At 68.1% G+C, this 24,187-nt stretch carries 24 protein-coding genes; 19 read left to right on the forward strand and 5 right to left on the reverse strand.

Annotation, left to right across the window (positions count from 1 at the left end; all coding sequences use genetic code 11):
* Positions 1–22 precede the first annotated feature (22 nt).
* The 5 genes from JR064_RS04455 (at position 23) to JR064_RS04475 (ending at position 6,771) form a co-directional block, all read left to right on the forward strand.
* A complete protein-coding gene (locus JR064_RS04455) occupies positions 23–1,408 on the forward strand; it encodes a glycoside hydrolase family 43 protein (RefSeq protein WP_206228925.1) in 1,386 nt (461 codons plus the stop codon).
* Positions 1,409–1,678: 270 nt separating this feature from the next.
* Positions 1,679–2,800, forward strand: coding sequence for a PAS domain-containing sensor histidine kinase (locus JR064_RS04460; protein ID WP_191824149.1), 1,122 nt, complete (start codon positions 1,679–1,681; stop codon positions 2,798–2,800).
* The gene (locus JR064_RS04465) at positions 2,797–3,156 is read left to right on the forward strand and encodes a response regulator (protein ID WP_206228926.1); all 360 of its coding nucleotides are present in this window, start codon (positions 2,797–2,799) and stop codon (positions 3,154–3,156) included. Before JR064_RS04460 ends, JR064_RS04465 begins: the two co-directional genes overlap by 4 nt.
* 386 nt (positions 3,157–3,542) lie before the next feature.
* The gene (locus tag JR064_RS04470; RefSeq protein ID WP_206228927.1) at positions 3,543–5,069 is read left to right on the forward strand and encodes an ATPase domain-containing protein; all 1,527 of its coding nucleotides are present in this window, start codon (positions 3,543–3,545) and stop codon (positions 5,067–5,069) included.
* Entirely contained in the window at positions 5,056–6,771 is a 1,716-nt protein-coding gene (locus JR064_RS04475; protein WP_179564892.1) for an ATP-binding protein, read from the forward strand. The genes JR064_RS04470 and JR064_RS04475 overlap by 14 nt, the downstream gene beginning before the upstream one ends.
* A gap of 87 nt (positions 6,772–6,858) precedes the next feature.
* On the opposite strand, the gene JR064_RS04480 is transcribed toward JR064_RS04475, so the two are convergent.
* Positions 6,859–8,211: an Nramp family divalent metal transporter gene (locus tag JR064_RS04480; RefSeq protein ID WP_241092846.1), complete on the reverse strand. Its 1,353-nt coding sequence runs from the start codon at positions 8,209–8,211 to the stop codon at positions 6,859–6,861.
* A 148-nt stretch (positions 8,212–8,359) separates the two neighbouring features.
* On the opposite strand from JR064_RS04480, the gene mntR reads away from it, so the two are divergent.
* The 3 genes from mntR (at position 8,360) to orn (ending at position 10,012) form a co-directional block, all read left to right on the forward strand.
* Positions 8,360–8,824 carry a manganese-binding transcriptional regulator MntR gene (gene mntR, locus JR064_RS04485; RefSeq protein ID WP_179564890.1) on the forward strand — a complete coding sequence of 155 codons (465 nt, stop codon included), beginning with the start codon at positions 8,360–8,362 and terminating at the stop codon, positions 8,822–8,824.
* On the forward strand, positions 8,821–9,318 hold the full coding sequence (tadA, locus tag JR064_RS04490; protein WP_179564888.1) for a tRNA adenosine(34) deaminase TadA: 498 nt from the start codon (positions 8,821–8,823) through the stop codon (positions 9,316–9,318). The genes mntR and tadA overlap by 4 nt, the downstream gene beginning before the upstream one ends.
* A gap of 115 nt (positions 9,319–9,433) precedes the next feature.
* A complete protein-coding gene (orn, locus tag JR064_RS04495; RefSeq protein ID WP_179564886.1) occupies positions 9,434–10,012 on the forward strand; it encodes an oligoribonuclease in 579 nt (192 codons plus the stop codon).
* Positions 10,013–10,072: 60 nt separating this feature from the next.
* Here the strand turns inward: orn and JR064_RS04500 are convergent, their stop codons facing one another.
* Both JR064_RS04500 and ppsA read right to left on the reverse strand, forming a co-directional pair.
* On the reverse strand, positions 10,073–11,032 hold the full coding sequence (locus JR064_RS04500) for a mechanosensitive ion channel family protein (RefSeq protein WP_179564884.1): 960 nt from the start codon (positions 11,030–11,032) through the stop codon (positions 10,073–10,075).
* On the reverse strand, positions 11,032–13,407 hold the full coding sequence (ppsA, locus tag JR064_RS04505; protein ID WP_179564882.1) for a phosphoenolpyruvate synthase: 2,376 nt from the start codon (positions 13,405–13,407) through the stop codon (positions 11,032–11,034). Before ppsA ends, JR064_RS04500 begins: the two co-directional genes overlap by 1 nt.
* 146 nt (positions 13,408–13,553) lie before the next feature.
* Here ppsA and ppsR point away from each other — a divergent pair, with 146 nt between their 5' ends.
* From ppsR to JR064_RS04520, 3 genes are all read left to right on the forward strand, one after another.
* Positions 13,554–14,375, forward strand: coding sequence for a posphoenolpyruvate synthetase regulatory kinase/phosphorylase PpsR (gene ppsR / locus JR064_RS04510; protein ID WP_206228928.1), 822 nt, complete (start codon positions 13,554–13,556; stop codon positions 14,373–14,375).
* A gap of 147 nt (positions 14,376–14,522) precedes the next feature.
* Positions 14,523–15,029, forward strand: coding sequence for a DUF1249 domain-containing protein (locus JR064_RS04515; RefSeq protein ID WP_191824154.1), 507 nt, complete (start codon positions 14,523–14,525; stop codon positions 15,027–15,029).
* A 57-nt stretch (positions 15,030–15,086) separates the two neighbouring features.
* On the forward strand, positions 15,087–15,575 hold the full coding sequence (locus JR064_RS04520; RefSeq protein ID WP_206228929.1) for an NUDIX hydrolase: 489 nt from the start codon (positions 15,087–15,089) through the stop codon (positions 15,573–15,575).
* A 290-nt stretch (positions 15,576–15,865) separates the two neighbouring features.
* On the opposite strand, the gene JR064_RS04525 is transcribed toward JR064_RS04520, so the two are convergent.
* A complete protein-coding gene (locus tag JR064_RS04525; protein ID WP_206228930.1) occupies positions 15,866–16,624 on the reverse strand; it encodes a 3-hydroxybutyrate dehydrogenase in 759 nt (252 codons plus the stop codon).
* A 144-nt stretch (positions 16,625–16,768) separates the two neighbouring features.
* Between JR064_RS04525 and JR064_RS04530 the strand changes: the two genes are divergently transcribed.
* The 6 genes from JR064_RS04530 to JR064_RS04555 are packed head-to-tail and all read left to right on the forward strand — an operon-like array spanning position 16,769 to position 20,801.
* Positions 16,769–17,383, forward strand: a complete 615-nt coding sequence (locus JR064_RS04530) for a CDP-alcohol phosphatidyltransferase family protein (protein ID WP_191824156.1) — start codon at positions 16,769–16,771, stop codon at positions 17,381–17,383.
* A 46-nt stretch (positions 17,384–17,429) separates the two neighbouring features.
* The gene (phaE, locus tag JR064_RS04535; RefSeq protein WP_206228931.1) at positions 17,430–18,620 is read left to right on the forward strand and encodes a class III poly(R)-hydroxyalkanoic acid synthase subunit PhaE; all 1,191 of its coding nucleotides are present in this window, start codon (positions 17,430–17,432) and stop codon (positions 18,618–18,620) included.
* Positions 18,617–19,693 carry a class III poly(R)-hydroxyalkanoic acid synthase subunit PhaC gene (locus tag JR064_RS04540; RefSeq protein WP_206228932.1) on the forward strand — a complete coding sequence of 359 codons (1,077 nt, stop codon included), beginning with the start codon at positions 18,617–18,619 and terminating at the stop codon, positions 19,691–19,693. Before phaE ends, JR064_RS04540 begins: the two co-directional genes overlap by 4 nt.
* 7 nt (positions 19,694–19,700) lie before the next feature.
* Positions 19,701–20,117 (forward strand): DUF5329 family protein, encoded by a 417-nt coding sequence (locus tag JR064_RS04545; RefSeq protein ID WP_206228954.1) that lies wholly within the window; start codon positions 19,701–19,703, stop codon positions 20,115–20,117.
* A gap of 28 nt (positions 20,118–20,145) precedes the next feature.
* A complete protein-coding gene (locus tag JR064_RS04550; RefSeq protein ID WP_179564868.1) occupies positions 20,146–20,349 on the forward strand; it encodes a PspC domain-containing protein in 204 nt (67 codons plus the stop codon).
* Complete coding sequence (locus JR064_RS04555) at positions 20,346–20,801, forward strand: hypothetical protein (RefSeq protein WP_206228933.1); 456 nt, start codon at positions 20,346–20,348, stop codon at positions 20,799–20,801. Before JR064_RS04550 ends, JR064_RS04555 begins: the two co-directional genes overlap by 4 nt.
* A gap of 3 nt (positions 20,802–20,804) precedes the next feature.
* On the opposite strand, the gene JR064_RS04560 is transcribed toward JR064_RS04555, so the two are convergent.
* Positions 20,805–22,016, reverse strand: coding sequence for an NAD(P)/FAD-dependent oxidoreductase (locus JR064_RS04560; protein ID WP_206228934.1), 1,212 nt, complete (start codon positions 22,014–22,016; stop codon positions 20,805–20,807).
* Positions 22,017–22,192: 176 nt separating this feature from the next.
* On the opposite strand from JR064_RS04560, the gene JR064_RS04565 reads away from it, so the two are divergent.
* Both JR064_RS04565 and JR064_RS04570 read left to right on the forward strand, forming a co-directional pair.
* Positions 22,193–22,408, forward strand: a complete 216-nt coding sequence (locus JR064_RS04565) for a hypothetical protein (RefSeq protein ID WP_185823128.1) — start codon at positions 22,193–22,195, stop codon at positions 22,406–22,408.
* 75 nt (positions 22,409–22,483) lie between these two features.
* The gene (locus JR064_RS04570) at positions 22,484–24,109 is read left to right on the forward strand and encodes a hybrid sensor histidine kinase/response regulator (RefSeq protein WP_206228935.1); all 1,626 of its coding nucleotides are present in this window, start codon (positions 22,484–22,486) and stop codon (positions 24,107–24,109) included.
* Positions 24,110–24,187: the final 78 nt, after the last annotated feature.

The raw sequence follows: 24,187 nt of genomic DNA on the forward strand, positions 1-24,187 counted from the left end.
CGTTGTCCGCAGGAGTACAGCCTTGTCGAAGCCTGCCATTTTCGCCGCGCTGGTCCTCGCCGTCGGCCTGCCGCTCGCTGCAGCGCGCGCCGACAATCCCATCGTGCAGACGCGGTTTACCGCGGATCCGGCGCCGCTGGTCCACGACGGCGTGGTGTATCTCTACACCAGCCACGACGAGGACGATGCCGAAGGCTTCAAGATGCTCGATTGGCGGCTGTACCGGTCCACCGATCTGGTCAACTGGACCGACCGCGGCGTGGTCGCCTCGCTCAAGACCTTTCCCTGGGCGGTGCAGAGCAACGATGCCTGGGCGCCGCAGGTGGTTGCGCGCGGCGGCAGGTTCTATCTCTATGTACCGATCAGCGTGGCCGGTTCGCCCAAGAACGTCATCGCGGTCGCCGTGGCCGACACGCCCGACGGGCCATTCCGCGATGCGCTGGGCAAGCCGCTGATCGCGCCAGCCGAGGGCTTCTTCGACCCGACGGTGTGGATCGACGACGACGGCCAGGCCTACCTGTACTGGGGCAACCCGGACCTGTGGTACGTCAGGCTCAACCCGGACATGGTGTCCTATTCCGGGCCGATCACCAAAGTGCAGAGCAAGCCGGCGGACTACCAGGAGGGGCCGTGGTTCTACAAGCGCGGTGGCCACTACTACATGGCCTACGCATCGACCTGTTGCCCGGAGGGGATCGGCTATGCGATGAGCGACGGCCCGACCGGCCCTTGGGTGCACAAGGGCAAGATCATGGATCCGAACCAGGGCTCCACCGGCAACCATCCCGGTATCGTCGACTACAAGGGCGGCTCCTATCTGTTCGGCTTCAACTACTGGCTCAACTTCGAAACGACGCCGATCCATCACGAACGCCGCTCGGTCACCGTCACCAGGTTCCGGTACCGGCCAGACGGCACCATTCCCAAGCAGCCGTGGTGGGACCGCAAAGGGGTGGTGCAGCTCGGCACCGTCGATCCGTACACGCGGGTGGAGGCCGAGACGATCGCGTGGACGTCACGGCTCAAGCGCGACCGCGACCGGCCGTACGACTGGGCGCCGGGTGTCAGCACCGCCGGCGAGGCGCGCAGCGGCGTATATGTCACCCGCATCGCCGACCGCAGCTACATCAAGGTCGCCGGCGTCGACTTCGGCACGCCGGGCGCCAAGCGCTTTGTCGCCAGCGTGGCCAACGCGGTTGCGCCAGCGTCGATCGAACTGCGGCTCGACGGCGTGGACGGTCCGCTGATCGGCACGCTGCAGGTTGGCGCGAACGATGCCGTGGGTCGGTGGCAGGAACGCACGGCGTCCGTGTCCGGCGCTGTCGGCACGCACGATCTGTACATGCTGTTCAAAGGCGGAGCGGAGCCGTCGCTGTTCGATTTCGACGATTGGCGTTTCGCGCGTTGAAGCCCGCCCAGGGCGGCACCGGCGTTGGACGGTCCGCGGCATTCACTATCCGACTGGACGCGCGCGCAGCAGTCGCAGTCGCCAGCGGCCGCCTGGTGCGGACGTCCGGACCGTGCGTCACCGGAGCCTGGCCGTGTGGGTCGCGCAACGACTGAACCGCGGGCTGCAGTGAGGTGCGCGGCGCCACGCAGCGAGAGGGCCGCGCAATCCACAAAAAACTAACAAATGGCTGGCTATTTTTGGCCGACTTCACCGCCTCACCTGGCTTGAATGCGCACTCCGCTCGCAACCGAAGCAGACCGTCTGCTCCTGCAGAGCGTGACTGACTACGCGATCTACATGCTCGACCCGGAAGGCTTCATCCTCAGCTGGAACACCGGCGGCCGCCACATCAAGGGCTACGAAGAGGCCGAGATCGTCGGCCAGCACTTTTCCAGGTTCTACACGCCGCAGGACGCCGCCGCCGGCTTGCCGCGCAAGGGGCTGGACGCGGCCAGGCGCGAAGGCCGCTACGAGGCCGAAGGCTGGCGGGTGCGGAAGGACGGTTCGCAGTTCCGTGCCAGCGTGGTCATCGATCCGGTCTGGAAGGATGGCGCGCTGGTCGGCTATGCCAAGGTCACCCGCGATGTCACCGAGCAGTTCAATGCCGCGGAAGACCTGCGCAAGGCCGAACGCGCCCTGGCGCAGGCGCAGAAGGTGCAGGCCATCGGCCGCCTGACGCTGGGCATCGCCCACGATTTCAACAATTTGCTGGCGGTCATCGTCGGCAGCTTGGACCTGCTGGCCAAGACCCAACACGACGCGCGCAGCAAACTGCTGATCGGGGCGGCGACCGATGCGGCCGAGCGGGGCAGCAGGTTGTCGCAGCAGATGCTGGCCTTCGCCCGCGGGCAGGACCTGGTCCCCGAACCCAACGACGTCAATGCGCTGATCGTCGGGGCCGCCGAGCTGTACCGGCGCGTGGCCGGCGATGCCATGACCTGCGAGTTCGCGTTCGCCGATGCGCTGCCGCCGGTCGTGGTCGACGCCAGCCAGTTCGAAGCGGCGCTGATGAATCTGGTCGCGAACGCGCGCGATGCGGTACGGCAGGGCCGGATCGTGATCTCCACGCGGCTGTGCCGCTCCGACCTGTCCCTGCACGCGGAAGCCAGGCCCGATCACGACTACGTGTGCGTGGCGGTGCAGGACGACGGCCCGGGCATGTCCGAGGAGGTGCGGCTGCGCGCCATGGAGCCGTTCTTCACCACCAAGGATGTCGGCAATGGCAGCGGCCTGGGATTGAGCCAGGTGTTCGGCTTCGCCGGCCAGTCCGGCGGGTTCGCGACCATCGACAGCGGGCAAGGGCAGGGAACCCTGGTCACCATGTACATTCCGGTTGCGATGACGCCATGACCACGAGAAGGATCCTCTATGTCGAGGACGATGCGCTGCTGCGGATGGTGACGGTCCTCGCCCTGAAGGATGCCGGGTTCGACGCCCTCGAAGCGGTCAACGGCATCCAGGCGCAGGCGGAACTGGCCAGTGGGCGGTTCGACTGTGTGATCAGCGACATCAGCATGCCTGGCGGCGTCAGCGGCATCGAGGTCGTGCGCACCGCGCAGGCGATGAATCCGGCCTGCGTGGCGATCCTGCTGTCCGGCTATGCGCTGTCGCAGTTGCCGCCCTTGCCGCCCACGGCGCGTTTCCTGTCCAAGCCGTATCGCATGCACGAACTGCTGGGGACGCTGGATCCAGAAGGCCACGCATGAGCGCCGCCAGCGCGGGGCCGCGCACGCCGGGCTTTCCGGGTCTTGGCGAACCGCCAACCGGCTCGGGCGGGGCGGTTTCGCGACCCGGCGAGGCGTTCGTGGTATTGGGCCTGGCCGTCGCTCGACGATGTTCGCGACACATTTCTCCGCCCTGCAGGACGCAGGCTGTGCCTACACAACAACATCACTTTGCCGAACGTAGTGTGTTTTGGCGTCACTGAACCGTGAGCGTTGCGGCACGCCCAGGCGAGCGGGCGCCAGTCGCGGCATCCATGCAAGGCGTGCTGGCGAAAGGGAGACTGCTGATGCGAGTTGCTGCGCGCGGTCCTTAGCAAGACAGCTGCAACACATTACGTTCGATCCACACGCAACCTTCAAGGACCCCTATGACCCCCCACCGGCAACCCGATCACGCGCACGGCGACGACCTGCCGCGCATCTCGACCGGCAGTGCGGGCCTGGACAATATCCTCGGCGGTGGCGTCGACCCCAACCGCCTCTATCTCTACGAAGGCCGCCCAGGCACCGGCAAGACCACGATCGCCTTGCAGTTCCTGCTGGAAGGCGCCCGGCATGGCGAGCGGGTGCTGTACATCACCTTGTCCGAGACCCAGCGCGAACTGCATCTGGTGGCTGCCCGCCACGGCTGGAGCATGAACCAGGTCGACGTGTTCGAACTGGTGCCGCCGGAGATCGTGCTGGATCCGGAACGCGAACTCACCGTGTTCCATCCTGCGGAAATGGAGCTGACCGAGACCACCAAGCTGATCTTCGACAAGGTCGAACAGCTCAATCCCACGCGGGTGGTCCTGGACAGTCTCTCCGAACTGCGCCTGCTCGCGCAGAGCCCGCTGCGCTATCGCCGCCAGGTATTGGCGCTGAAGCATTTCTTCGCCAGCCGGCAGTGCACGGTGATCCTGCTCGACGACCTGTCCTCGCAGGAAAACGATCTGCAGTTGCACTCCATCACCCATGGCGTGGTGTTGCTGGAACAGCTGGCCATCGACTACGGCGCCGAACGCCGGCGCCTGCGCGTGGTCAAGATGCGCGGCATCCAGTTCCGCGGCGGCTATCACGACTTCACCATCGAGAGGGGCGGGCTGGAAATCTACCCGCGCCTGATCGCGGGGGAGTACAAGCACCACCATATCGAGGAGGTCGCTCCCAGCGGCAACGCCGAACTGGACCGGTTGCTCGGCGGCGGACTGGAGCGCGGCACCAACGCCTTGCTGTTGGGGGCAGCCGGCGTGGGCAAGTCCTCGCTGGCGTTGACCTATGCCATCGCCGCGGCCGAGCGTGGCGAACACAGCGTGTTCTTCGCCTTCGACGAGGGGCGCAGCACCGTCGAGGCGCGCGCTCGCACGCTGGGCTTGCCGCTCGACGAAAAGCTCGACAACGGCCTGATCCGTTTCCAGCAGATCGATCCGGCGGAGATGTCGCCGGGCCAGTTCGCGGCCAACGTGCGCCGCAGCGTGGAAGTGGACGGCGCACGGGTGATCGTCATCGACAGCCTCAACGGCTATCTCAACGCGATGCCGGACGAACGCTTCCTGATCCTGCAGATGCACGAACTGCTCAGCTATCTGGGCCAGCAGGGCGTGCTGACCATCCTGGTCCTGGCGCAGCACGGACTGGTCGGGCCGATGGAAACCCCGCTGGACCTCAGCTATCTGAGCGATTCGGTGCTGATGCTGCGCTATTTCGAAGTGGACGGCACGGTGCGCCGCGCGCTGTCGGTGGTGAAGAAACGCAGCGGCAGCCACGAGACCACCATCCGCGAGTTCCGGCTCAGCGGCAACGGCCTGGATATCGGCTCGCCGATCAAGCAGTTCAGCGCGATCTTCAGTGGCACGCCGCGCTACGGCGGAAACGATCTGCCGTTCATGGATTCCGCTGCGCATGAGCAGCAGTGACGCCATCGAAAGCCGGGTCCTGGTTTACGCTCCGATCGGGCGCGATGGCAATGCGTCGGTAGAACTGCTGCGGCGTGGCGGCGTGGTGGCATGCAACTGCGCCGACCTGGACAGCGTGGTGCGCGAACTGAACATCGGTGCCGCTGCGGTGTTCATCGCCGAAGAAGGCCTGTTCGGCAAGGATGCGAGCGCGCTGTTCGCCTGGGCCGACGCGCAGCCGCCATGGTCCGATCTGCCGTTCGTGGTGCTGACCAGCCATCAGGAACAACCCTCCGTGGTGACCTGGCGGCGCAAGCTTGTGGCCTCGCTGCGCAACGTCGCCCTGCTCGAGCGGCCGGTGCAGGCGATCACCTTGACCAGCACCATCAAGGCCGCGCTGCGCGCTCGTACCCGTCAATACGAAGTGCGCTCGCTGTTGCGGGAACAGGCGTCGGCGGCGCAGAAGCTGGAGGCGCAGGTGGTGGCGCGCACGCGCGAGCTGGAGCAGGCCAATCGCCTGCTGCGCACGCAGATGGACGAGCGCGCGCGGGTCGAGGAAACCCTGCGCCACGCGCAGAAGATCGAGGCCATCGGGCAATTGACCGGTGGCGTCGCGCACGATTTCAACAATTTGCTGATGGTGATCTCCGGCGGCCTGGCGATGCTCGACACCCAGGCCGATCCGGCCGTGCGCAAGCGGCTGATGGATGGCATGCAGAAGGCCGCGCAGCGCGGCGCCGGGCTGACCCGGCAGTTGCTGGCGTTCTCGCGGCGGCAGGAGCTCAAGCCGGAGCCGGTCGACCTGACCCGGCAGATCGGCGGCATGCGCGAACTGCTGGACCGCAGCCTGCGCGGCGACGTGCACGTGGATTTCGATTTCGCCGACGGCCTGTGGCCGATCGAAGTGGATCCGGGCGAGCTGGAACTGGTGGTGCTCAATCTGGCGGTCAACGCGCGCGATGCGATGCCCAATGGCGGCACGATCGTGGTGCGGGCGCAGAACGTGCCGGGCGCGGGCAAGACCGATCCGGACTTCATCCGCCTGTCGATCGTCGATACCGGCGTCGGCATGGCGCCGGAAGTGAAGGCGCGGGTGTTCGAACCGTTCTACACCACCAAGGACATCGGCAAGGGCTCGGGCCTGGGCCTGGCGCAGGTGCACGGCTTCGTGCAGCAATCCGGCGGCTCGATCCACATCGACAGCGAACCCGGGCAGGGCACCGCGATCCATCTGCTGTTGCCGCGCTCGTTCCGCGCGCCGGCGCCGGACGAACGGCATCTGGTGGACCTGCAACAAGTGGCGCGCCGCGCCCCGGGCGACGCCGGCTACGTGCTGCTGGTCGAGGACGACGACGAAGTCGCCGCCCTGGTCGGCGAAATGCTGCGCCAGCTCGGCTACCAGGTCACCCGCGTGGCCAGCGCCGCTGCCGCGCTGGGTGCGTTGGCCAACGAACGCGTGGTGGACATCGTGTTCTCCGACATCATGATGCCCGGCGGCATGAACGGCCTGGAGCTGGTCCACGAGATCCGCCTGCGGCGCCAGGAATTGCCGATTCTGCTCACCAGCGGCTACGCGGAAGCGGCGAAATCCGCGGCCGAGGCGCAGGGCGTGCAGATCCTGTCCAAGCCCTACCGGCTGGACGAGCTGGCCACCGCGTTGCAGCAGGTGCGGGCCAATCCCGGCGCCCAGGACAAACCGGAAGCGGCGCCCCTGTATTCGTAAGCGCAGGCATCGTTGACCCGGCCAGCGCGCCTGCGCCGAGTCGCCCCGGCCGCCGCGTCAGCGCGGTGCCTGGGTTCTTGCGCCGGCTCAGTGCAGCAGGGTATCGCCGAGCAGCTTCACGTTCAGCGCCACGATCAGCGCGGCGATGATCCACGACAGCCAGATCAGCCAGCGCGGCGCGACCAGCGCGCCCATCTTGCGTTTGTCGGCGACGAAGCGCACCAGCGGGATCACCGCGAACGGCAGCTGCATCGACAGCAGCACCTGGCTCAGCACCAGCAGCTTGGCGGTGCCCTGCTCGCCGTACAGCCAGGTCACCACCACCACCGGCACGATCGCCAGGCCGCGGGTCAGCAGGCGCCGCGCCCAGGCCGGGATGCGCAGGTGCAGGAAGCCTTCCATGACGATCTGCCCGGCCAGCGTCGCGGTCACCGTGGAGTTGATGCCCGAGGCCAGCAGCGCCACCGCGAACAGGGTCGAGGCCACGCCGACGCCGAGCATCGGCGCCAGCAGCTCGTAGGCCTGTTCGATCTCCTCCACGTCGGTACGGCCGTGCGCATGGAACACCGCGGCGGCCAGCACCAGGATCGCGGCGTTGACGAACAGCGCCAGGCTCAACGCGATGGTGCTGTCGGCCAGCGCCCAGCGCAGCGCCGAGCGGCGGCCGTTGTCGCTGCGCTCGTAGGCGCGGGTCTGCACGATCGACGAATGCAGGTACAGGTTGTGCGGCATCACCGTCGCGCCGATGATGCCGATCGCCAGGTACAGCGCGGCCGGGTTGGTCACCACCTCGGCGCGCGGGATGAAGCCGGCCAGCACCTCGTGCAGCGGCGGCGCGGCCATCGCGATCTGCACCACGAAGCAGGCGAAGATCACCAGCAGCAGCGCGATCACGAATGCCTCCAGGGTGCGGAAGCCGCGCCGCATCAGGTACAGCACCAGCAGCGCATCGATCGCGGTGATGATCGCGCCCAGGGTCAGCGGGATGCCGAACAGCAGCTTCAGCGCGATCGCGGTGCCGATCACCTCGGCCAGGTCGCAGGCCACGATCGCCGCCTCGCAGGCCAGCCACAGCAGGAAGTTGACCGGCCGGGAATAGTGCTCGCGGCAGGCCTGCGCCAGGTCGCGGCCGGTGGCGATGCCCAGCCGCGCCGCCAGGCCCTGCAGCACGATCGCCATCAGGTTCGACAGCAGGATCACCGACAGCAACAGGTAGCCGAAGTGCGAGCCGCCGGCGATGTCGGTGGCCCAGTTGCCCGGATCCATGTAGCCCACCGAGACCATGTAACCCGGCCCCAGGAAGGCCAGGAAGCGGCGCCAGCCGAGCCCGCCGCTGGGCACGGCGACGCTGCCGTTCATGCGCCCGAGGCTGCGCCGCGGCGGCTCGCTGGCCTGCGGCCAGGCGGCATTGGAATCGGGCAGGGGCAGGGGATCGGCCATGGCGGAAACGTGCGTGGGAGGAGCGCGATCCAGTATATAGCACTTGCTATTCTGTTTAGCATTGGCGAATCGGATCGCTGCGATAGGTGCGATTTCGGCCAGAATAGGCAGCGGCCGGCGTTCGCCGGCACCGGACAAGGGCGTTGCGATGCAGAAAAGCGGGAAGTTGACGGCACCGGGGGCGGTGCTGCTCGACGCCGAAGTGCAGGTCGAGAGCTTCCGCCAGGTGCGCGAGGCGCACCGCCTGGAGCTGATCGAGGACTATGTGGAGCTGATTTCCGACCTGCTGGCCGACGGCGGCGAGGCGCGGCAGGTGGACATCGCCGCGCGCCTGGGCGTGGCCCAGCCGACCGTGGCGAAGATGCTCAAGCGGCTGGTCAAGGGCGGCTGGGTGATCCAGCGGCCGTATCGCGGCGTGTTCCTGACCCCGGACGGCGAAGCGCTGGCGGCGGCCAGCCGGCAGCGGCACCAGACCGTGGAGCAGTTCCTGCTGGCGCTGGGCATCGACGAGGACATCGCGCGGCGCGATGCCGAGGGCATCGAGCACCATGTCAGCGAAGCCACGCTGGCGGTGTTCGCCGAGTTCGTGCGCAAGCACGCCGCGGCACGATGAACGGCGACAGCGACACCGCCGCGCGCGACGAGCGCTGGATGCTGCACGCGCTGGCCCTGGCCGACCGCGCCGAGCGCGAGTTCGACGAGATTCCGGTCGGCGCGGTGCTGGTCTCGGCGCAGGACGAGGTGCTGGGCGAGGGCTGGAACCTCAACATCGCCGAGCACGATCCCAGCGCGCACGCCGAGATCGTGGCGCTGCGCCAGGCCGGGCGCCGGCTCGGCAACCACCGCCTGGTCGGCAGCACCCTGTACGTGACCCTGGAACCGTGCGCGATGTGCGCGATGGCGGTGGTGCATGCGCGCGTGGCGCAGCTGGTGTTCGCGGCCGCCGATCCGAAGACCGGCGCCTGCGGCAGCGTGTTCGATCTGCTCGCCGATCCGCGCCACAACCACCGCGTGCAGGTGCGCGGCGGCGTGCTGGCAGCGCCGGCCGGGCTGCGCCTGACCAACTATTTCCGCGCCAAACGCGGCAAGCCGCTGCTCGGCGGTTGAGCGCCGCGGTGCGGCGCTGGCGGGACGTGAACCCGCCGGGTCACGCGCGGTATCATGCACGACCGATACGAAACCCCCGCGCCGGCAGCGCCGCCGCGAACGACTGGATGGTGATATGGCGGAACCGCACGTGGACAACGATCGTCTGATCTGGATCGACCTGGAAATGACCGGATTGGACACGGACAAGGATTCGATCATCGAGATCGCCACGGTGGTCACCGACAGCCAGCTCAACGTGCTGGCCGAGGGCCCGGAATTCGCCATCGCGCATCCGCTGCAGACGCTGCAGGCGATGGACGAGTGGAACCGCAACCAGCACCGGCATTCCGGACTGTGGCAGCGCGTGCTCGACAGCCAGGTCACCCTGGGCCAGGCCGAGGCGCAGACCGTTTCGTTCCTGGCGCAGTGGTGCAAGCCGGGCGCGTCGCCGATGTGCGGCAACTCGATCTGCCAGGACCGGCGCTTCCTGCACCGGCAGATGCCGCGGTTGGAGCGCTTCTTCCACTACCGCAACCTGGACGTGTCCACGCTGAAGGAACTGGCGCGGCGCTGGGCGCCGTCGGTCGCGTCGGGATTGAACAAGACCTCCTCGCACACCGCGCTCAGCGACGTGCACGATTCGATCGACGAACTGCGCTACTACCGCCCGTTCATGGGCGCGCTGGGCGGGCAGGGCAACGGCGCGCGCTGAGTCGCGCTGCGCGACACGCAGGCCGCGCCTGCACGGCGCGGCCTTGCGGCAAGGCCAGCGTCACCGGGCCAGCGGCGGCCCTTGCTTGGTCTCGCCGTCGTCGGTCACGCCCTTCAGCAGCAGCTCGGCGATCGGACGCCCATCGGCGTCGTGGTGGTACACGTGCAGATCGCGCTGCGGATAGGGAATGCTGAGCCCGTTCTCCAGCAACTGGTTGCGGATGTTCTCCAGCGTGCTGCTCTTGGCCGCGCCGAAGTCGCCGTTCCTGGCGTAGGCGAACAGCATCAGGTCCACCGTGCTCTCGCCCAGGTTGGTGACCTGCACGAACGGCGCCGGCGTCTCCAGGATGTTCGGATTGTCCTGGGCGATCTGCAGCAGCAACTGCTGCGCCTTCTTCAGATCGTCGCCATAGCCCACGCCCACCGTGATCTCCAGGCGCCGGTTGGGCAGGGTGCTGTAGTTGACGATCGGCGCGGTGGTGATGGTGCTGTTGGGCAGGGTGATCATGCGCTCGTCGAAGCTGCGGATGCGGGTCTGGAAGATCCGGATCTCGTCGACGATGCCTTCCTGGCCCGCCACCACCACGTGGTCGCCATCGCGCATCGGCCGCAGCACGATCAGCATCACCCCCGAGGCGATGTTGGACAGCGAATCCTTCAGCGCCAGGCCGACCGCCAGGCCGGCCGCGCCGAGCACGGCGAACAGCGAGGTCGGCGGCACGCCGATCTTCTGCAGCGCGGTGACGAACACCAGCACCAGCAGCAACGCATAGGCGACGTTGCGCAGGAAGTTGCTGAGCGTGGTCTCCACCCGGGCGCGGACCAGCGCGCGCTGCAGCCACAGGCTCAGGCGCTTGGCGATCCACATCCCGAGTACCAGGATGATCAGCGCCACGCCCCAGTTGAGCGCGTACTGCGCCCAATCCAGGTCTCTCCAGTTGAACGGCTGCTGTGTCCGCGCCGCCGGTGCGGCGGAGGCCGCCGTCGCGACCGCCGCCAGCAACGTCGTTGCCGTGCCCATCAGCCGGCGGCTTTCAGCTTGGCCAGGCGCAGCCAGGTGTCGACCACGGTGTCAGGATTCAGCGACACCGACTCGATGCCTTCCTGCATCAGCCATTCGGCCAGGTCCGGATGGTCCGACGGCCCCTGGCCGCAGATGCCGACGTACTTGCCCTTGGCGCGCGCGGCCTTGATCGCCATCGACAGCAGCTTCTTGACCGCCGCGTTGCGCTCGTCGAACAGGTGCGCCACGATCGACGAATCGCGGTCCAGGCCCAGGGTCAGCTGGGTCAGGTCGTTGGAGCCGATCGAGAAGCCGTCGAAGATCTCCAGGAACTCGTCGGCCAGCAGCGCGTTGGACGGCAGCTCGCACATCATGATGATCTTCAGGCCGTTCTCGCCCTGCTTGAGCCCGTTCTTCTCCAGCACCTCGATGACCTTGCGGCCTTCTTCCAGGGTGCGCACGAACGGGATCATCACCCACATGTTGTCCAGGCCCATCTCGTTGCGGACCTTGAGCACGGCCTTGCACTCCAGCGCGAACGCGGCCGAGAAGCTCGGATCGACGTAGCGGCTGGCGCCGCGGAAGCCGATCATCGGGTTCTCTTCGTGCGGCTCGTAGTTGCTGCCGCCGATCAGGTTGGCGTATTCGTTGGACTTGAAGTCGGACAGGCGCACGATCACCGGGTTCGGCGCCACCGACGCGGTCAGCGTGGCGATGCCTTCGGCCAGGCGGTTGACGTAGAAGCTGACCGGATCGGCATAACCGGCGATCTTCTCGTCGATCTTCTTCCTGGTCGCCGCGTCCTGCTTGGCGTATTCCAGCAGCGCGTTGGGATGGATGCCGATGTGCGCGGCGATGATCATCTCCAGCCGCGCCAGGCCGATGCCGGCGTTGGGCAGCTGGCCGAAGTCGAACGCGCGCTCCGGGTTGGCCACGTTCATCATGATCTTCAGCGGCGCCGGCGGCATGTTGCCCAGATCGGTGGTGGTGCGGTCGAACGGCAGCAGGTCGGCGTAGATGAAGCCGGTGTCGCCTTCGGCGCAACTCACCGTCACCTCGCGGCCGTCCTCGATCAGCTCCATCGCGTTGCCGGTGCCGACCACCGCCGGCACGCCCAGCTCGCGGGCGATGATCGCCGCGTGGCAGGTGCGGCCGCCGCGGTTGGTGACGATCGCCGAGGCGCGCTTCATCACCGGCTCCCAATCCGGATCGGTCATGTCCGCGACCAGCACGTCGCCGGGCTGCACCCGGCTCATGTCGTCCAGGCTGCGCACCACGCGGGCGACGCCGGCGCCGATCTTCTGGCCGATGGCGCGGCCTTCGGCGATCACCGTGCCGCGCTGCTCCAGCGCGAAACGCTCGATCTGGGTGGCGTGGCCGCGCGATTTCACCGTCTCCGGGCGCGCCTGCACGATGAACAGCTTGCCGCTGACGCCGTCCTTCGCCCATTCGATGTCCATCGGCCGCTGGTAGTGCTTCTCGATCACCAGCGCCTGCTTGGACAGTTCCTGCACGTCCTCGTCGCTGATCGAGAAGGTGTTGCGCAGCTCGGCGGGGGTGTCTTCGATACGCACGCGCTCGCCGGGCACGTCCGAATACACCATGCGGATCATCTTGCTGCCCAGCGAACGGCGCAGGATCGCCGGCTTGCCGGCGGCGAGGGTGGGCTTGTAGACGTAGAACTCGTCGGGATTGACCGCGCCCTGCACGACCATTTCGCCGAGGCCGAAGCTCGAGGTAACGAACACCACGTCGCGGAAACCGGATTCGGTGTCGAGCGTGAACAGCACGCCGGCGGCACCGACGCCCGAGCGCACCATCAGCTGCACGCCGGCCGACAGGAACACGTCCTCGTGCTTGAAGCCGTGGTGCACGCGATAGGCGATGGCGCGGTCGTTGTACAGGCTGGCGAAGACTTCCTTGACCTTGTGCAGCACGTCGTCGGCGCCGGTCACGTTGAGGAAGGTCTCCTGCTGGCCGGCGAAGCTGGCGTCGGGCAGGTCTTCGGCGGTGGCCGAGGAGCGCACCGCCACCGCGACGTCGCCGCCGCCGTTCTCGGCGCACAACTGCGCGTAGGCCTCGCGGATCGCCTGGTCCAGCTCCGGCTGCAGCGGCGCATCGGTGACCCAGCCGCGGATTTCCTTGCCGGCCAGGGTCAGCGCGCCGACGTCTTCCACGTCCAGCGTCGCCAGCTTGTCGAAGATGCGCTGATAGAGATTGTTGTGGGCGACGAACGCCTTGAACGCTTCGGCGGTGGTGGCGAAGCCGCCGGGTACCGAGACTCCCAAACCCGCCAGGTTGCCGATCATTTCGCCGAGGGAGGAGTTTTTGCCACCGACGCGGGCCAGGTCGGTCAGGCGCAACTCGTGCAACCAAAGGATGTTCTCGTTCAAGCGCGATGCTCCGTAGGGCCATCGCCCGAGGCGGGCAGAGTGGCCGCGTCCGTGGGGGAAGAAGCCGATATCATGCAGTGCGCACCCGAGTCGGCACAAGCTCGGCGGGGTGCATCCGTTGGGTTTCAGCAAGGAGAATCCAGGCAATGTCGACGATCCGACCGGTGTTCTACGTGTCCGATGGAACCGGTATCACCGCTGAAACCATTGGGCATAGCCTGCTCACCCAGTTCAGCGGTTTCAGCTTCGTCACCGACCGCATGTCGTTCGTAGACGATCCGGAAAAAGCGCGCGAGGCGGCGCAGCGCATCCATGCCGCGGGCGAGCGCTATCAGGTGCGGCCGATCGTGGTCAACTCCTGCGTCGATCCGCAGCTGAGCATGCTGCTGTCGGAAAGCGGGGCCTTGATGCTCGACGTGTTCGCGCCGTTCATCGAGCCGCTGGAGCGCGAATTGAACGCGCCGCGGCATTCGCGGGTGGGGCAGGCGCACGGCCTGGTCGATTTCGAGACCTACCACCGCCGCATCAACGCGATGAATTTCGCGCTGACCCACGACGACGGCATCGCGATCAACTACGACGAGGCCGACCTGATCCTGGTCGCCGTCTCGCGCGCCGGCAAGACGCCGACCTGCATCTACCTGGCGCTGCACTACGGCGTGCGTGCGGCCAACTATCCGCTGACCGAGGAGGATCTGGAGCACGACCGGCTGCCGCCGCGGCTGCGACCGTATCGCAGCAAGCTGTTCGGGCTGACCATCGATCCGGATCGGCTGCAGCAGATCCGCCAGGAGCGGCGGCCGAATTCGCGCTATTCCAACCCGGAGACGTGCCGGCGCGAGGTGTCCGCGGCCGAGACCATGTTCAGGATGGAACGGATCCCGACCCTGAGCACCACGCATACCTCGATCGAGGAGATTTCCAGCAAGGTGCTGGCGACGCTGGGGCTGCAGCGCGAGATGTTCTGAAACGCCGCGGGGCGGAGCGGGCCGCCTGCGTGGAATCGGCAGAACGGCGGGGCGGTCGCACCGCCGCGCCGAGACTTCCAAGGTAGGCCGGCGCGGGCGATCCGTCAATGCTGCCGCGCCGGCGTTGCAACGTGTAGCATCGGCTCCATGCAGCACGCCCTGACCCGCAGCGAACGCATCCCCCGGCTGAGCCGATTCGGCTGGCTGATGGGGCTGTACGCCGAGAACTTCGTGCACCTGAACCGGCTGTTCGTGCCGTCCGACCTGGCCGTGGGCAGCTACCTGTCCTCCATCGGCGATGGCCTGGACCTGCGCCTGGACGTGATCGAGCACCACCGCTACACGGTGGAGCTGCGCCTCACCTACGACCTGTGCGACCCGCTCACCGGCGAGCCGGATCCGTCGGCCTACGTGCGCCTGTACCGCGACGCGCGCCAGGCCGAGACCACGCATTGCTACGTCGGCCGCCGCTGGCAGGACGTGATGGGGCTGTATCCGCCGCCGGCGGAACTGATCAGCCACCGCATGCGCATGAACACCTTCCTCAGCAAGTGGCTGGAATACCTGGCCGAGCGCGGCCACGGCGTGGCCACGCTGAAGCCGGCCGGCCCGCTGCGGCGCCCGGCCGAGAACGCGACGCCAGCTGCACCCTGACCGTTGGCCGCGGCGGATGCGGCATACTGCGCGCCCGCCGACTCGCCCGCCCGCCGCATGCCCTACACCCCGATCGTCGCCACGCTGGGCTACGTGCTGTCGCCCGACCGCTCCAAGGTACTGCTGATCCATCGTAATGCGCGGCCCGGCGACCACCACCTTGGCAAGTACAACGGCCTGGGCGGCAAGGTCGAGGCGGACGAGGACGTGCTGGACGGCATGCGCCGCGAAATCCGCGAAGAAGCCGGCATCGAATGCGACGCGCTGCAACTGCGCGGCACGATCAGCTGGCCCGGCTTCGGCAAGCATGGCGAGGACTGGCTGGGCTTCCTGTTCCTGATCGACGCCTACAGCGGCGAACCGTTCACCGAGAACGCCGAGGGCACGTTGGCCTGGGTGCCGGTGGCGGACATGGAAGCGCTGCCGCTGTGGGAGGGCGACCGCCACTTCCTGCCGCTGGTGTTCGACGGCGATCCGCGCCCGTTCCACGGGGTGATGCCATACCGCGACGGGCGCATGCTGTCGTGGCGCTATTCGCGGGTCTGAGCGCGCTCGCGCCTGCGCCTGGCTTGTCCACAGCGGCTGTGGATCGATCCTGCACAAGCCTGTGGGCAAGCACGGCAAGTCGCTGAAACTGCTGCTGCATTTTGCCGGCTGGCGAAAATTTCACCATTGCCGCCATGCTTCTCCACAGCGGGTGTGGATGGAACCGGCCGAACGCTGTGCATAAGGCCGCGATCGCGTTGCAGTGCAACGCCTGTCGCCATGCTGGCGAAAATTTCGCCAGCATCGAGCGCCGTCCCGAGCGGCGTCCATCTCGCCGAACGCGCCGCGCGCTACTGCGCGGTCCAGCCGCCGTCGATGGCGATGGTCTGCGCGGTGATGTTGCGTGCCGCCGGCGAGGCCAGGAACGCGACGCAGCCGGCCAGTTCGTCGTAGTCGATGAACACGCCCTTGGGCATCGGCCTGAGCATCACCTGCGCGATCACGTCGGCTTCGGAAATGCCGCGGGTGCGCGCCTGATCGGCGATCTGCTTGTCCACCAGCGGGGTTTTCACGTAGCTGGGGCACAGCGTATTGATGGTGATGTCGGTGTCGGCGGTTTCCAGCGCCAGGGCCTTGGAGAACCCGACCAGGCCGTGCTTGGCGGCGACGTAGGCGCTCTTGTACGGGCTGGCCACCAGCGAGTGGATGCTGCCGATGTTGACGATGCGGCCGAAGCCGCGCTCACGCATGCCCGGCAGCACCGCCTGGGTCAGGCGCGCCACGCCGGTCAGCATCACCTCGATCAGCAGGCTCCATCTGGCCATCGGGAAGTCCTGCAGCGGCGCCACGTGCTGCAGCCCTGCGTTGTTGACCAGCACGTCCACGGGCCGCGAGATCGCCGCCAGCGCCGCGCCGATGCTGGCCTCGCTGGCCACGTCCAGCGCCACCGCCTCGGCCGAGCCGCCGGCTTCGCGCAGCTGTGCGGCCACGGCGGCGGCCGCGTCCGCATCCAGGTCGCTGACGACGAGATGGCGGCCGCCGGCGGCCAGTTCGCGGGCGATGCCGGCGCCGATGCCGCTGGCGGCACCGGTGATCAGGACGGTCTGCATGGGAAGCACCTGTCGGGAGGGAAGGTGCGCAGCGTAGCAGCGCGGGGCGAGGGCGCCACGGCACCGGTCCTCGCCAGTGCGGTGGCGCCACGCTACCCTGTGCCGGTCGCACCCTTCTCACGCCGGATCCGCCACGCTATGCCGATGAAACGCCACTTTTCGATGCTGCGCGAATTCCAGTTGGCCGACTGGTTCACCCTGGCCAATGCCTTCTGCGGCACCGGCGCGGTGTTCGCATCGATGCGCTTCCTGCAGGAGGGCCGGCGCAGCGACCTGCTGATCGGCATGGCGCTGATCCCGCTGGCGTTCGTGTTCGATGCGCTGGACGGGCGCGTGGCGCGCTGGCGCAAGTCCTCGTCCACGCTCGGGCGCGAACTGGATTCGCTGGCCGACGTGATTTCCTTCGGCGTCGCCCCGGCGGCGCTGGCCTACGCCTGCGGCATGCAGGGCGGCTGGGACTGGCTGGTGCTGAGTTTCTTCGTGTGCTGCGGGGTCAGCCGCCTGGCGCGCTACAACGTCACCGCCGAGCAACTGGCCGGCGACGGCGACAAGGTGCCGTATTTCGAGGGCACGCCGATCCCGAGCAGCCTGGCGCTGGTGATCGTGCTCGCGGTCGCCGCGCACCTGGGCCATCTCGGCGATGCGCTGTGGTGGGGCGAATGGCGGCTGGGACCGTGGCTGCTGCACCCGCTGGTGCTGCTGTTCGCGCTGTCCGGTTCGCTGATGATCAGCAAGACCCTGCGCATTCCCAAGCCTTGAGCGGCGGCAGGTTGCTATCATCCCCGCCTGACCTGGGAGGGTGGCGATGAAGGCTAGCGGCGGCAGCGGTGCCGGCGATTTCGAAGCGTTGGCGCGGCAGTACTGGGGCGCGTGGAGCGATGCGTTGCGCCAGAGCGGCGCTGCGGCCGCGCAACAGCCCGCCGATGGTGCCGGCCACGGGTCGTGGCGCGAGGCGATCGACACCTGGGCGCAGTGGTTGCCGCGCGGCACCGGGACGCAGGCCGAGGACGCGGTGTCGCAGTTGCAGCAGCAGGCCGGCGAGTGGTTCGGCGCGATGCAGCAGGTGGCCGCGCAGTTCGCCGGGCGCGATGCCAGCAGTGCCGACGTGGCCGAGGCCTGGAAGCAGCAGGTGCAGGGCCAGCGCGAGCAGATGCTGCAATGGCTGCTCGGCACCGCGCGCGGCGCCGGCCAGGCCGGCGTGGATCCCTGGCTGCAGCAGGCGGCGCAATGGCTGCAGGGCTGGCAGCGCGACAGCGGGCCGTGGCTGCAGATGCCGGGCTTCGGTCCGGGCCGCAACCACCATGCGCGCTGGCGCGCGCTGGCCAAGGCGCAGCAGGACTACCAGGCGCAGTTGCAGGCGTACATGGGCCAGTTGCAGGGCGCGATCGATCGCGCCTTCGGCGTGTTCGAGGCCAAGCTGCGCGAGCACGAGGATCCGGGCCGCCAGCTGACCAACGCGCGGGCGATGTTCGACCTGTGGATCGACGCCGCCGAAGAGGCCTACGCTGCGTCCGCGTTGTCGGAAGAATTCCGCGAGGTCTACGCCGGCTTCGCCAATGCGCAGATGCGCCTGCGTGCGCTGTTGCAACGCGAGACCGAGCAGCTGTGCGAGCAGTTGGGCCTGCCCACCCGCACCGAGCTGGATGCCGCGCATCGGCATATCGCCGATCTGGAGCGGCGGCTGCGCCGGCTGGAGCGGGGCGCTGCGCCGGCCGCCGCGGCGGCGCCATCGGAACGAACCGTGAGCGGTAAGGCAGCGTCGCGTCCGCCGTTGCGATCCAAGCCTGTGCCCGCTGCGCCGTCCAAGGCGGCTGGCACGAGGACCAGAGCCGCTGCCAAGCCCTCCGTTGCGCGCGCCGCTTCAACGTCCAAGCCACCGGCCAAGTCCAAGCCCGTTGCGAAGCCGAAGTCCAGGCCCGCCGCGAAACCCAAACCCGCTGCGCCCAAGCCGGCACGCGGCAAGGCGGGCGCCGCGCCGCGCCGGAGCCGCGCATGAAAGGGCCGTTGAGCTTCAGCAGCGACGACCTGCTGCAGGAAACCCTGGAGCTGCAGCGCAAGCTGATGGAAGGGCTGCGCGTGCTGCCGGGGCTGGACGACGTGCAGTACGGCGTCACCGAGCGGCAGGAGGTGTGGCGCGACGGCAAGGTGGTGCTGTACCGCTTCGTCGGCGAGCGGCCGCCCACCGCGAAAGTGCCGCTGCTGATCGTGTATGCGCTGGTCAACCGTCCGTACATGGTCGACCTGCAGGCCGACCGCTCGCTGGTCAAGGGCCTGCTGGCGCTGGGCGAGGACGTCTACGTGCTGGACTGGGGCTATCCCGACCGTTCCGAGCGCTACCTGACCCTGGAAGACTATCTGCTGCGCTACATCGACGGCGCGGTCGATCACCTGCGCGAGGCCGCTGCCGGTGCGCCGGTCAACGTGCTCGGCATCTGCCAGGGCGGCACCTTCTCGCTGTGCTACGCGGCGCTGCAGCCGCACAAGGTCCGCAACCTGGTGACGATGGTGACGCCGGTGGATTTCCACACCCGGGACAACATGCTGTCCAACTGGGCACGGCAGGTGGACGTGGACCTGTTCGTGGACACGCTGGGAAACGTGCCGGCGGACCTGATGAACGCCAGCTACCTGATGCTCAAGCCGTTCCGGCTGAACCTGCAGAAATACGTGGGGCTGCTGGACATCCTCGACGATCCGCGCGCGCTGGAGGATTTCCTGCGCATGGAGAAATGGATCTTCGATTCGCCCGACCTGGCCGGCGAGACCTTCCGCGAGTTCGTCAAGCAGTTCTACCAGGACAACGCGCTGGTGCACGGCCGCGCGCGCATCGGCGAGCACGCGGTGGACCTGGCCAAGGTCGCCATGCCGGTGCTCAACATCTACGCCGAACAGGACCACCTGGTGCCGCCGGACGCCTCGCGCGCGCTGCGCGGCCTGGTCGGCAGCGACGACTATGCCGAACTCAGTTTCCGCGGCGGCCACATCGGCATCTACGTGTCCGGCCGCGCGCAGCGCGAAGTGCCGGCGGCGCTGCATCGCTGGCTGGCCGAGCGCGATGGCGGCGAGTGAAGGCGTGATGCGCCGCGCCGCGCCATGTCCGCGTCGGCTCGGTGCGCGCCTGCTGGCGTTCGGCCTGGCCTGCGTCTGCACGTTCGCCGCGGCCGCGCCGTCGCCGGTCGCCGAACGCGAAATCGACGCGCTGCTGGCCGCTTTGCAGGCCTCGCCATGCCGGTTCCAGCGCAACGGCAGCTGGTATCCGGCGGCGGAGGCCAAGGCGCATCTGCAGCGCAAGTACGACTACCTGCGCAAGCGCGACCTGGCCGCCAGCGCGGAGCAGTTCATCGAGCGCGGCGCGAGCCGCAGCAGCAGCAGCGGCAAGGCCTACCGGGTGGCCTGTCCGGGCCAGCCGGAGCAGGACGCGGCGAACTGGTTCGCACAGCAGTTGGCCGCGCTGCGCCGTCACGCCGCATCCGCGCCGCCGCGCCCAGACTGAGCGCGCATTCGTCGCAGGAGCCGCCGCCATGTCCCAGTCCACCCCAACCCTGTCGCGCTCGCTCAACGACCGCATGCTCGCCGGCGTGATCGGCGGCATCGCGCACCGCTTCGGCTGGAGCGCTACGCTGCTGCGCGTGGTCTACGTGGTCGGTTCGATCGCCTCGGCCGCGTTCCCCGGCATCCTGGTGTATCTGATCCTGTGGCTGCTGATTCCCAACGAAGCCGATTGACGCGGCAGGCGCTGGCCGCGCTGCGCCTGGCCGGTTTCGCGCTCGGCGCGCTGTGGACCTCGCCCAATACGCTGCTCGGCCTGGTCGCCGGCGTCGCCGGCATGCCGTTCGGCGCGCGCGCGCGGATCAGCCGGCGCGAGCTGGCGCTGGTGTTCGACCGCTTCCCCTGGGGACCGCGCGGCGCGTTGACGCTCGGCACCGTGATCCTGGTCAGCGCCGACGACCTGGACGTGGCGTGCGCCACCTACGAACATGCCGCCGGCCGCTGCCAGCATCCCAATGTGCGGCTGGGCGACCACGAGCGTGCCCACGTGCTGCAATACCTGCTGCTCGGCCCCTTGTTCCTGCCGGTGTACTTCGTTTGCGGCGGGGTCGACGTGCGCAATCCGTTGGAGCGCGCCGCCGACCGCTATGCCTTGCACGGCCACGGCTGGTGGCCGTGGCGGCGCTGACGCTCAGTCCAGTCGCGCGAAACCGAACAGTTGCTTCAATGGATGCGCGCGGCGCTCGATCTGCGTGCGCAGCAGGCCGGCGCCGAGCATGCTGTAGGTGATGCCGTTGCCGCCGTAGGCCATCGCGAACTGCATGCGCGGCCCGTGCTGCGGGTGCGGGCCGAAGAACGGCAGGCCGTCGGCGGTCTCGGCGAAGGTGCCGGCCCAGGCGAAGGTCGGCTGCAACTGCAGGCCCGGCATCGCCTTGGCGATCTTGCGGCATAGCTTGCGCGCCTTGCTGTCCACGCGCGCGTCGCGGCGCATCGGGATGTCGACGCTGTCGTCCTCGCCGCCGGCGACGATGCGGCCGTTGCCGGTGCTGCGCAGGTACAGATAGGGGCGCGCGCTTTCCCACACCATGGTGTCCTTCAGCACGCCGAGCTGGGCGTCGTCCAGCGGATCGCTGACGAAGGCGTAGCTGCTGCGGTTCCTGGCCACGCGCTGATCCAGCCAGCCCTGGCTGGCATAGCCGGCCGCCATCACCACATGGCCGGCGCGTACCTGCACGCCCTGATCGGTGCGCAGGGTGGCACCGCGGCCGTTCACCTGGATGTCGGTGATGCGGGTGCGGTCGTAGACGCCGGCGCCGCGCTTGTGCGCGCGGCCGAGCAGGCGGTAGGTGAGGCGATACGGATCGACCCGCGCGGCTTGGTGGCTGAGGATCGCGCCGTGCGCTTCGACGCCATACCCGGCGCGCAACGCCTGCGCGTCCAGCCATTCCACGTCCAGGCCGTGGCGCGCGCGCAGCTGCAGTTCCTGCTGCAGCACGCGCACGTGACGACGGCGGCTGGCGTAGTACAGGCTGTCGTTCCAGCCGAAGTCGACGTCGCGCAGCGGCCGTGCCAGCGCACGCAACTGCTCCAGCGCCTGCGCGCAGGAGCGGTAGGCGAGGGCGGCGGCGTCTTCGCCATAGCGCTTGGCCAGGTCGAGCATGTGCGTGTCGATCTCGTACTGGAGCAGTGCGGTGCTGGCCGCGGTGCTGCCCCAGCCGATGTCGCGTTGCTCCAGCACCGCGACATCATGGCCATGCGCGACCAGTTCGTCGGCGATCAAAGCCGCGGTGATGCCGCCGCCGACGATCGCCACGTCGCAGCGCAGGTCGCTATGCAACTGCGGAAAGCTCTGCATCAGGCCATTGCGCACCGACCAGAAGGGGTAGCCGCTCTTGAGATCCATACATGCCGGTCGCCGTGGAGGTGCGCGACTAATGCCTAGATCCGGTTAAGCCGGCGTGAGGCAGGCGTAAGTCATTTGCGGGCAAACAGCCGCGATTAACCTGCGTGGAGAGCGCCCTCACGACCCGCTGTGTAGGCTGCGCGCCAGTTCCACGAATTCCCAGCAGAGGAAGCGTCATGTCGGTCGTTCTGTATATCGGTGGCAGCAAGGATGGCCAGAAGGGCGTGATGCCCTATGGCTTCAGCAAATCGATGAAAGAGACCGACCAGGGGCCGGAGATCTACGTCGAGCGCGTGCTCGCGCTGAGCGATCGCCGGGTCCGGATCATGGCGCTGGAATCGCTGCAGGACGAGATCGTCGTGGAACGCTTGCACCAGTATTATTCGCGTTGACACCGGCATGCGAACCCCGGTGTGGTCGCCCGCCTAGCCGGGCCAGCAGCGGTTCGCATCGATCTCTCATCGACCATGCCCGCACCCGACTCCAGCAATTCGCGCGTCACCGTCCACGAAAGCACCACCGCCGATCTGTCCGAGCACCGCAGCGATATCTTCTTCGCCGCGGTGGAAACCACGCGGATGCCGATGATCGTCACCGATCCGCGGCAGGCGGACAATCCGATCGTGTTCGTCAACCGCGCGTTCCTGGAAATGACCGGCTACAGCAGCGAAGAGCTGCTCGGCAACAACTGCCGCTTCCTGCAGGGACCGGACACCGATCGCGACACCGTGAACAGCGTGCGCGAGGCGATCGCCGCGCGCAACGAAGTGGCGGTGGAGATCCTCAACTATCGCAAGGACGGTTCCAGCTTCTGGAACGCGTTGTTCATCTCGCCGGTCTACAACGAGCACGGCGAGCTGGTCTATTACTTCGGCTCGCAGCTGGACGTCAGCCGCCGCCGCGATACCGAGGACGCATTGCGCCAGGCGCAGAAGATGGAGGCGCTGGGCCAGCTGACCGGCGGCATCGCGCACGACTTCAACAACCTGCTGCAGGTGATGTCCGGCTACCTGGAACTGATCGAGCATGGCCTGGAACGCGAGCCGCTGGATCCGGCGCGGCTGCGCAAGAGCGTGGAGCGCGCGCGCGACGCGTCCGGGCAGGCCGCGCGGCTGACCCAGCAACTGCTGGCCTTCGCGCGCAAGCAGAAGCTGGAAGGGCGCGTGCTCAACCTCAACACGCTGGTCGCCGGCATGAGCGACGTGGCCGAGCGCACCTTGGGCGACGGCATCGTGTTCTCGCTGGACCTGGCGCCGGACCTGCGCAACTGCCGGATCGATCCGACCCAGGCCGAAGTGGCGCTGCTGAACATCCTGATCAACGCGCGCGATGCGATGGCCGAGCAGCCCGCACGGCGCCTGGTGATCCAGACCCGCAACGTCTCGATCCGCGCCGACGAACCCACCACCTACGACAATTTGCTGCCCGGCCACTATGTCTGCGTGTCGGTCACCGACAACGGCAGCGGCATGTCCGCGGACGTGCTGGCGCACGTGCTGGATCCGTTCTTCACCACCAAGGAAGAGGGCAAGGGCACCGGCCTGGGCCTGTCGATGGTCTACGGTTTCGCCAAGCAGTCCGGCGGCGCGGTGCGGCTGTATTCGGAAGAAGGCCACGGCACCACGGTGCGGCTGTACTTCCCGATCGACGACAACGTCGAGAACCCGGCGCCGCGCGACTCGCGCGCGCGCCGCGCCTCCGACCGGCAGGGCAGCGAGACGATCCTGATCGTGGAGGACCGGCCGGACATCGCCGAGCTGGCGCGGCTGTTCCTGGAGGACCAGGGCTATGCCACCCACGTCGTGCACAACGCGCGCGAAGCGCTGGAACTGCTCGACAAGGGCGTGCAGGTGGACCTGCTGTATTCGGACCTGATCATGCCCGGCGGCCTCAACGGGGTGATGCTGGCGCGCGAAGTACGGCGGCGCCGGCCGAAGATCAAGGTGCTGCTGACCACCGGCTATGCCGAGACCTCGATCGAACGTACCGACGCCGGCGGCACCGAATTCGATGTGCTGTCCAAGCCCTACAACCGCCAGGAGCTGGTCCGCAAGGTGCGCATCGTGCTGGACGGCCCCACTGGCGTGAGCTGATGCCGACAAGTCGGCCTGCGGCGTGAGCCGATGCCGACAGGTCGGCGCGCCCGTGTCAACGGGTTCCCGGACGGCGCC

Source organism: Xanthomonas bonasiae (assembly GCF_017163705.1).
Taxonomy (GTDB): domain Bacteria; phylum Pseudomonadota; class Gammaproteobacteria; order Xanthomonadales; family Xanthomonadaceae; genus Xanthomonas_A; species Xanthomonas_A bonasiae.

Excerpts from the sequence above, each read along its gene's own strand:
- JR064_RS04480 (WP_241092846.1), bottom strand. The coding sequence starts at position 8,211 with ATGGCCGATCCCCTGCCCCTGCCCGATTCCAATGCCGCCTGGCCGCAG.
- JR064_RS04570 (WP_206228935.1), top strand. The coding sequence starts at position 22,484 with ATGCCCGCACCCGACTCCAGCAATTCGCGCGTCACCGTCCACGAAAGC.
- JR064_RS04470 (WP_206228927.1), top strand. The coding sequence starts at position 3,543 with ATGACCCCCCACCGGCAACCCGATCACGCGCACGGCGACGACCTGCCG.
- tadA (WP_179564888.1), top strand. The coding sequence starts at position 8,821 with ATGAACGGCGACAGCGACACCGCCGCGCGCGACGAGCGCTGGATGCTG.
- JR064_RS04545 (WP_206228954.1), top strand. The coding sequence starts at position 19,701 with ATGCGCCGCGCCGCGCCATGTCCGCGTCGGCTCGGTGCGCGCCTGCTG.
- JR064_RS04475 (WP_179564892.1), top strand. The coding sequence starts at position 5,056 with ATGAGCAGCAGTGACGCCATCGAAAGCCGGGTCCTGGTTTACGCTCCG.
- orn (WP_179564886.1), top strand. The coding sequence starts at position 9,434 with ATGGCGGAACCGCACGTGGACAACGATCGTCTGATCTGGATCGACCTG.
- JR064_RS04560 (WP_206228934.1), bottom strand. The coding sequence starts at position 22,016 with ATGGATCTCAAGAGCGGCTACCCCTTCTGGTCGGTGCGCAATGGCCTG.
- JR064_RS04565 (WP_185823128.1), top strand. The coding sequence starts at position 22,193 with ATGTCGGTCGTTCTGTATATCGGTGGCAGCAAGGATGGCCAGAAGGGC.
- mntR (WP_179564890.1), top strand. The coding sequence starts at position 8,360 with ATGCAGAAAAGCGGGAAGTTGACGGCACCGGGGGCGGTGCTGCTCGAC.
- JR064_RS04500 (WP_179564884.1), bottom strand. The coding sequence starts at position 11,032 with ATGGGCACGGCAACGACGTTGCTGGCGGCGGTCGCGACGGCGGCCTCC.
- JR064_RS04550 (WP_179564868.1), top strand. The coding sequence starts at position 20,146 with ATGTCCCAGTCCACCCCAACCCTGTCGCGCTCGCTCAACGACCGCATG.
- ppsR (WP_206228928.1), top strand. The coding sequence starts at position 13,554 with ATGTCGACGATCCGACCGGTGTTCTACGTGTCCGATGGAACCGGTATC.
- JR064_RS04515 (WP_191824154.1), top strand. The coding sequence starts at position 14,523 with ATGCAGCACGCCCTGACCCGCAGCGAACGCATCCCCCGGCTGAGCCGA.
- JR064_RS04530 (WP_191824156.1), top strand. The coding sequence starts at position 16,769 with ATGAAACGCCACTTTTCGATGCTGCGCGAATTCCAGTTGGCCGACTGG.
- JR064_RS04520 (WP_206228929.1), top strand. The coding sequence starts at position 15,087 with ATGCCCTACACCCCGATCGTCGCCACGCTGGGCTACGTGCTGTCGCCC.
- JR064_RS04540 (WP_206228932.1), top strand. The coding sequence starts at position 18,617 with ATGAAAGGGCCGTTGAGCTTCAGCAGCGACGACCTGCTGCAGGAAACC.
- JR064_RS04460 (WP_191824149.1), top strand. The coding sequence starts at position 1,679 with ATGCGCACTCCGCTCGCAACCGAAGCAGACCGTCTGCTCCTGCAGAGC.
- JR064_RS04525 (WP_206228930.1), bottom strand. The coding sequence starts at position 16,624 with ATGCAGACCGTCCTGATCACCGGTGCCGCCAGCGGCATCGGCGCCGGC.
- phaE (WP_206228931.1), top strand. The coding sequence starts at position 17,430 with ATGAAGGCTAGCGGCGGCAGCGGTGCCGGCGATTTCGAAGCGTTGGCG.
- JR064_RS04465 (WP_206228926.1), top strand. The coding sequence starts at position 2,797 with ATGACCACGAGAAGGATCCTCTATGTCGAGGACGATGCGCTGCTGCGG.